This is a genomic window from Faecalicoccus sp. (assembly GCF_036552745.1).
In the GTDB taxonomy this organism is placed as follows: domain Bacteria; phylum Bacillota_I; class Bacilli_A; order Erysipelotrichales; family Erysipelotrichaceae; genus Faecalicoccus.
Genome location: NZ_JAXKBY010000047.1, coordinates 1 through 4,856 on the forward strand (window position 1 = coordinate 1; position 4,856 = coordinate 4,856).

Sequence of the window (4,856 nt, forward strand, 5' to 3'; positions counted from 1 at the left end):
CTTATAAATGATCATGATAAAAAATTTAATTTCTGATGGACTTGTATAACGAATCAAGTGGACTTCGTCACCGTAATACATGGACTTATTTTGCCGTATTGAGTGGACTTCTCACTCCGTAATAATCAAATAGGAAACAGGTGATGAATAATGAATTGGATCATCAACTGCTATTGTTTCTTTTAAGATCTTTGCATTTTCTCTTTTGGTTTTGATCTTATTTTTGGTATAGGTCTTTGCCTGATCAAAAGCCGTAACACTTGTCTTTTTAAGAGTTCCTTGAACATTGTTAGTAGCGCCTGCTTCGGCAGAAGTTTCTTCTTTATTGCCGATATCATGAGGCTTGATCTGTATGCCGGCATCTTTGATGAAATGAGTCAGATGTCCGCTTGTATCTTTGGTTTTGATATCATGGATGATTTCTCTAGTTTTGATTGTATTTTCCAAGATATCACCTACTCTTTATGAGAATTGAATCCCATATTGCGATCCGATGGCTTAGTGGTGTTCATTTGATAGATCAGATTGTCTTCCGGGATCCGGTTGACAAAGGGAACCAAAGAAGCACCGTATTTGATCAGTCCGCACCCGGATTGGGCATTGGTGATATAGACTTGCTGCTCTTTACTTATCTTGAGAAGTTCGGCAAGATCTTCGCGGTCATTTGGCGACTGGTTGAGCATCACAATGAATTCACTGTTTGAAAGCATCGATGTCCCTTGTTTGGATCCTAATAGATATTTGACGTTTTGAGTGATCCCGGTAGGGTAGGCATCTCTTTTACGGAATTGCCGCCAGGCCGATGCAAAGAAGGATGCACTTTCTTCATTTTCGAAGATGACATGGATCTCATCGATGAATACGTGTGTTCTCTTGCCTTTGCGCCAGTTTTCATTGACTCGGTTGATCATGGCATCGGTAATGACCAAAAGTCCCATTGTTTTAAGCTGTTTACCAAGATTGAAAATGTTATAAGAGATAATACGATTCGTAACATCGACATTGGTTTCATGGGCAAAGGCATCGAGGTTACCATCTGTAAATAACTCCAGTTTTAAAGCTAAAGATCTGGCTTCCACTTCCGGCTGTCTTAAAAGCATGGATCGTAATGTTTTTAAAGTCGGAATCGTCTTGGTTTCTCTCGCTTCTTCATAGACAAGGGAAACGCAGCGGTCAATGATGCTTCGATCGATTGGTGTAATGCCTTTTTTGTTGTTGTCTAACTGTTCAAACAAAGACATAACAAACTGGCTTTTATCACCGACCGGATTGCCTGAATCACCATATCCTTCACTCATATCCATGGCATTGATATAATCAGGACTTCCGGCTGCAATCTCAATGACAGCACCGCCAAGTTTCTTGATGATGTTGGAATATTCGTTTTCCGGATCACACACGAGGATATCATCATTAGTCGCACAGGCATAAAACTCGATCTCTTCTTTTGCCAGGAATGACTTACCGGCTCCAGGAACACCAAGGATGAAGGCATTAGGGTTTTGAAGTTCGGCTTTATCACAGATAATCAAATTGTTGGTCAGTTTGTTCTGGCCATACCAGATTCCTCCCGGATCCATGACTTCCTGGGCTCTGAACGGGACAAAGGCACTGGCACTTTCAGTCAATAGAGTTCTAAAGATATCCAGACGATTAATACCGATAGGAAGGGCAGTCACTAAACCGTCTAATTGTCTTGATGCAAAGAATAAAGCAGAAAGCTCACAAGAATTAGCTCTGGCAATGGATTGAATGGTTTCGGTATCCATATCCAGTTCTTCTTTTGAATCTGCCATATGAACGACTGTTACATTGCATAAAAGCATCTTTTGATCGCGCAGTGTCAGATCATCCAGGAATTCTTTACATTCTTTGCGCTGGCTTTCCATATCATAAGGAATAACGGCAGAGAAGTTGTTGTTGGCATTTTGCCTCTGCTGCCAGTTGGTAATATTGGTATTCACGCCCAAGAGCTTGTTTTCGGCTTCTTTAACCGCTTCATCGGTTGGAATTGTTAAGATATCCATAGAATAGACAAGGCTTTTATTGAGACCGCATATCTCGGCAACAAACTTGTCCTTCAGATATTGCGGATAGTTTTCAAGATACAATACACGCCCATATCTTTCACTGAACTTAAAATAGTTTTTCTCGTATTTTGGCATGTCCGGACAGATCTTTTCCTTAAATGAATGTCCTTTATAAGTCGAATCATTGATATCAAATTCAAAAGGTTCATATGGGTCGCGGTAAAAATCATGAAGGATCTTGAGCCTTTCGTTGGTTGTCAGTTCTTTGCAGTCGGATCCGATTTTGCCAAAATAAGATGAAAGCTCAAGCGAGATCCTGGAAAAGAAGGTTCTGGCTTCTGAAATACTGTTCTTGAAAGTGGTAATGGTAATGTATTTCTCCTGAATCAGGTTATCGCTTTTAGCAAGATTTTCCAGGATCAGATCATTGTAGGCTTGTCTTAGATCATTGAGTTCATCATCTGCTTTATGGATCAGGATCTTGTTGGATATTTCTTCCGGATCCACTTTCCGGTTAAGAATCGTAATTTTAGCTGTGCAGGAGGCATCAAGGGAATTGAGCATTTCACCATATCCCAACAAGATGCCTTTTTTATCTTCTCCTGATGCATCAGAGTAGTTGATGTCACTGAACATATAGGTCTTGGAATAACGCTTGCCGACAGAAAAAATACCATCCTTATAAACCTTGTCGATAGGGATGGTATCCTGAACACATCGGGGAATATTGAATTTTTCCTTATTTTGACGTTTGAATTTGCTTAGACTTTTTAACATTTCTTTTCGTATTCTCCTTTATCTGCTTTTTGATGATTGGTTTGGCCAATTCATAATATAAGTTGAATGGTTTATCGATCAGTTCAGTTTTCTTAAGAAGCAATGACTTGAAAGCTTCATAGATGATCTTTTCCATTGTCATTGACTGGTAACTAATGAACCCGATGGTTGCAAAAGGGGCAGCTCCTAAGATGCATAACCAGCTGGTGATCTCCATGCCAAAGGTGTTGATAGAACTGAAATAAATAAGAACCGCAATAGCGCAAGCCAAAATCGAATAAATAAACTGTCTTACGGACAGCCCGAAAAAGATACTTTCAGTGTAGCTTCGTATTTCTTTATTGATCTTGATTTCCATACTAGAAAGAAGCCTCCATATAATCACGAAGTTCATCTTCTTTTAGAAAGATGACATCGATATAAAGGATGTGTTCAATCGGTATGGTTGCGATCCCTAAGTTATTGCCGTCTTTAACAGCTATTTTGATAGTCTTAGATCTAGGATTCTCATATTGGGTAATAATGTCACTTCTTTCATGAGAAATGACTTCTTCTACAGTTTCAACTGTTTCACCTGTAATAAGGTGTAATTTGATTAGATTTTGTTTTTTGTTCATTGTGACCTCCATAAAAAAAGCAAGACTTTTAAATCTTGCCTTGTAATCTTATTTGGTATAGTATTGCTAAAATAATACATCCGGATCAGAACACTCTATTGTTACCATTTCTTGACAATGATCACATTCATGATCAACTTCAAAATGTGTAGTTACTTCATCAATGTTGCTAGTAAAATAAAATCCGGAATTGTATTCGCCACACACTGGGCATACCCAGTCAACACTAATGAAAGCACCTGTACTATCTTTCGATACTTTTACGTTTTGTCCAATTGTTCTTTCCATTATCTTTCCTCCTATGGCCTATTCATTAAATAAAAAATACAGAATAATTGCATTATTATTGTTAAGGGAACACCTACAGTAAAGTAATCTTGTCTTGTTTTTGTAGAAAAATATACATTGCCAATAAAGCTCCTATTGATCCTCCGATAAATGATAAAAATAACAATACAGATATTCGAATTTGCTTATGTCCCTCAATTGAATGTATCTTATCTAAGGCGAATGCAATCAAAGTAATGATGTTGATAACCAATAGATATATCACAATAATTGGATTAGCTTTAAAGTATTCAATAGCATTAATAGTTAAGTCATTTCTGATATATCCTTTGATGATTAACAGAAGAATAATTTGAATCACTAAGATGCACCAAATAAACACTCTAGACATCATCGCTTCTTTTTTTCTGTACTTTGGAGTTCGACCAAAAATAATCATAGACAACGCAATCCCCAAAGAACCAAAGCACAATGATAGAATAGTCATTATGGTGTCGGAAATATTACTAGATTCACTTGCTAGCAAATAGATGTATATAATGAAGTACAGAAAACCAATTATGTTGATAGCAATTAGATAATAATCAAATCTAGACAATTCTAGCATTATAAATCTACCGCCTTGTTGCATGAATTAAGATATGCTTTTCGATATGCCATTTGTTGGCCGCCAAATGATCCGCCATGTCTTAAGTCGTTTGAGATTGCCTTATTAAAGAAACTGTCTTTTATCTCGGATAGATTTTCCAAATTATTAATTCTGCATTTTAATGAGTCAATAATCTGTTTGGAATTTTCTAAAGCCTTTTTTTCAACATCCAAAGAATTTTTGTATCTCTTCATCATAATAGCAGTTATTCCCAACCCTGAAACTAAAACGATGTATGAACCGACAATAATTTCATTCTGATGGTTTTTGCAAAAAGATTTTGCTTTATGCAAGTATTGAGAGATTTTATCTTTTGCTGCCATTTGATGTTTTTTTAAATTAGTCATGTCTTTTCCCAATGTCATTAAGTTAAGCTACAAGAAAAGTATTAACTTAGAAACAAAGTAAAGTAAAGCCTGGATTTTGATGAAGTCCAGGCTTTATGATCACTGGTATGATCGGAATCTGTCGTTTACAGGCATGACGAAAAGACAA

At 37.0% G+C, this 4,856-nt stretch carries 7 protein-coding genes; all 7 read right to left on the reverse strand.

Annotated features, from left to right (window positions below):
* Positions 1–111 precede the first annotated feature (111 nt).
* The 7 genes from U0M88_RS02385 to U0M88_RS02415 all read right to left on the reverse strand — a co-directional run bounded on the left by U0M88_RS02385 (position 112) and on the right by U0M88_RS02415 (position 4,726).
* Positions 112–447: a hypothetical protein gene (locus U0M88_RS02385; protein ID WP_331868788.1), complete on the reverse strand. Its 336-nt coding sequence runs from the start codon at positions 445–447 to the stop codon at positions 112–114.
* Between the two features lie 8 nt (positions 448–455).
* Positions 456–2,807, reverse strand: a complete 2,352-nt coding sequence (locus U0M88_RS02390; RefSeq protein WP_331868789.1) for a VirB4-like conjugal transfer ATPase, CD1110 family — start codon at positions 2,805–2,807, stop codon at positions 456–458.
* Positions 2,770–3,165 carry a PrgI family protein gene (locus U0M88_RS02395; protein WP_331868790.1) on the reverse strand — a complete coding sequence of 132 codons (396 nt, stop codon included), beginning with the start codon at positions 3,163–3,165 and terminating at the stop codon, positions 2,770–2,772. The genes U0M88_RS02390 and U0M88_RS02395 overlap by 38 nt, the downstream gene beginning before the upstream one ends.
* 1 nt (position 3,166) lies before the next feature.
* Complete coding sequence (locus U0M88_RS02400) at positions 3,167–3,424, reverse strand: hypothetical protein (protein WP_331868791.1); 258 nt, start codon at positions 3,422–3,424, stop codon at positions 3,167–3,169.
* A gap of 66 nt (positions 3,425–3,490) precedes the next feature.
* The gene (locus U0M88_RS02405; protein ID WP_272003961.1) at positions 3,491–3,712 is read right to left on the reverse strand and encodes a hypothetical protein; all 222 of its coding nucleotides are present in this window, start codon (positions 3,710–3,712) and stop codon (positions 3,491–3,493) included.
* Positions 3,713–3,785: 73 nt separating this feature from the next.
* A complete protein-coding gene (locus U0M88_RS02410) occupies positions 3,786–4,238 on the reverse strand; it encodes a DUF1294 domain-containing protein (RefSeq protein WP_272003959.1) in 453 nt (150 codons plus the stop codon).
* Positions 4,239–4,318: 80 nt separating this feature from the next.
* Positions 4,319–4,726, reverse strand: a complete 408-nt coding sequence (locus U0M88_RS02415; protein ID WP_331868792.1) for a hypothetical protein — start codon at positions 4,724–4,726, stop codon at positions 4,319–4,321.
* Between the last annotated feature and the right edge of the window lie 130 nt (positions 4,727–4,856).